Raw genomic sequence first — 1,954 nt, forward strand, 5'->3', positions numbered from 1 at the left:
CTCTTTTTGACTGGCCAGGGCTTTTTTTTAAATGTCTCTTTCCCTTGTTACTCTTGCTTTGTAAATCAAACCTCTCTTTGTCGTAAGGAGCCATGTTACCTCTACCTGGAAATGCATCTGCTGCCGACTTTTTTTCGTTGTGTTTCTTTATCCATTTTCCTAATAAACCACCCTTTATTCCTAAATCCTTTGCTATTTTTGTAATTGTTTGACCTGCCTTTCTTTGTTCATTTGCCAGTTTAACAGCTTCCAATTTGAATTCTGCTGTATATTCTCTTACCATTTCTAATCCTCCAAAATTTTATTTTACCCAAAAAAACTCTTTTCTTTCTCTCCACTTTTTCTGGGTAAGGTCACTCTATTTATAGTACAGATGAAGAGAATTGGATTTATATACCAGTGCCGAAAATAGTTGACAAAGATTGTGTATACTTATTACAACTGTTTGGGTACCAGAAGTTTTTACGGCAACAAAGTATGCACTAACTATAAGTAAGGAAGACTTTAAGCAGGCAATAAAAAAAATGAAGGAACGTTTAAAAGAGATTAAAGGAGAGAAGAAAAAGGTAAAAGGGAATACGGCAGAAAATGAATCTTATTACAAATAGCATAAAGGGCTTTTATTCTAGTGTTAAATCGGACCTAGATTGGCAAGCCAAACGTAGTCTTATTAGGACATTAGTAAAAGAAGTCAACATTGATCTTGATAAAGTAGATGTAGTATTTAAGATCAAAGAACTTGAAAACCCCGCCCAGAATGGACAAAATCAAAAGATGGTACATTGTCTAAGGGGTCTGGGCACTGGGATGACATCTTTTTTCTTGGTACAAATTACTCTTATGTCTCAATATTTGTACAGTTGTGTTATCGGCCGTTTGATGTTTACAACGCAGGAAGTTCATACGGTTGTAAGTCAAGCGGTAGGATGACAAGATTTTGCAAGGGTATTTTTTTTATAGGAGATTAATATGGAAATTTTTCTTGATAGCGTTGATTTAAATGAAATTAAAGAACTAAAGGAGTTCATTGACGGCATAACAACTAATCCTTCTTTAATAGCAAAGTCCGGGCGTAAAGATAAATACGAGGATTTAGTGCGTGAAATATGCTCTATTATAAAAGGGCCTGTTAGTGTTGAAGTTGTTGCAGATAGCCATGAAGAGATGATCACAGAAGGTCTGAATTTAGCAAAAATTGCTGATAATGTTGTGATCAAATTGCCTCTTATACATGAAGGATTAATTTCTTGTAAAAAGTTATGGACAGAGCATAAAATACCTGTTAACATCACATTATGTTTTTCTCCTGGACAAGCACTGCTTGCCGCTAAGGTCGGTGCTTGTTTTATTTCCCCCTTTGTTGGTCGCCTTGATGATATAAGCTATGATGGCTTATCGCTAATAGAAGATATATGTACTATATATTCTAATTACGGTTTTGATACTAAAGTTCTTGTTGCGTCAGTGAGAAGCCCAGCGCATGTAATAGAAGCTGCAAGGCTTGGTGCTGATTCAATTACTGTGCCAGCAAAAGTACTTAGACAATTAATTAATCACCCACTTACTGACCAAGGGCTAGCAATATTTGAAAAAGACTGGGGTGTAAAATAATAAACGGTTACAAATGAACATAAAAATTGGCGTATCCGTTCAGGCAATGGCGTCAACTTAAGAGCCTTCATTAGCAAACTCTCCTAAAGACATGATGGCGTTTGCTACCTTATTGCGGCTGCCCTGGTCGAATTTTAACTTTATAGCTAGCCCAAGAAAGGTTTCCCTACATCATACCGCCGAGGCGCTAACGAGTAGCGGAATGACGAATTTGTTGTTTTTCAAATTGTAGGTAAACCTAAAGCTATAGAAAAAAAGAAGAACCAGTTTCTTAGAACCTGTTAAGGATCTCGAAAGTATGAGGTAAAATAAGCATAGTTAAGAAAGAGGTATATCTATGCAA

Annotated in this window: 4 protein-coding genes; 3 read left to right on the forward strand and 1 reads right to left on the reverse strand. The window is 36.1% G+C overall.

Annotated elements, in window-relative coordinates:
• Positions 1-283, reverse strand: a 283-nt coding sequence (locus tag OZD61_RS04445; RefSeq protein ID WP_274979865.1) for a transposase, incomplete at its 3' end; no start/stop codon positions are given.
• 139 nt (positions 284-422) lie between these two features.
• Here OZD61_RS04445 and OZD61_RS04450 point away from each other — a divergent pair.
• The 3 genes from OZD61_RS04450 to fsa are packed head-to-tail and all read left to right on the forward strand — an operon-like array spanning position 423 to position 1,611.
• A complete protein-coding gene (locus OZD61_RS04450) occupies positions 423-608 on the forward strand; it encodes a hypothetical protein (RefSeq protein WP_265042929.1) in 186 nt (61 codons plus the stop codon).
• Positions 589-930, forward strand: coding sequence for a hypothetical protein (locus tag OZD61_RS04455; RefSeq protein ID WP_065095098.1), 342 nt, complete (start codon positions 589-591; stop codon positions 928-930). The genes OZD61_RS04450 and OZD61_RS04455 overlap by 20 nt, the downstream gene beginning before the upstream one ends.
• Positions 931-969: 39 nt before the next feature.
• Positions 970-1,611 (forward strand): fructose-6-phosphate aldolase, encoded by a 642-nt coding sequence (fsa, locus tag OZD61_RS04460; protein ID WP_155968460.1) that lies wholly within the window; start codon positions 970-972, stop codon positions 1,609-1,611.
• Positions 1,612-1,954 lie beyond the last annotated feature (343 nt).

Origin of the sequence: Wolbachia endosymbiont of Drosophila bocki, assembly GCF_028982005.1 — a bacterium.
Classification (GTDB): Bacteria; Pseudomonadota; Alphaproteobacteria; order Rickettsiales; family Anaplasmataceae; genus Wolbachia; species Wolbachia pipientis.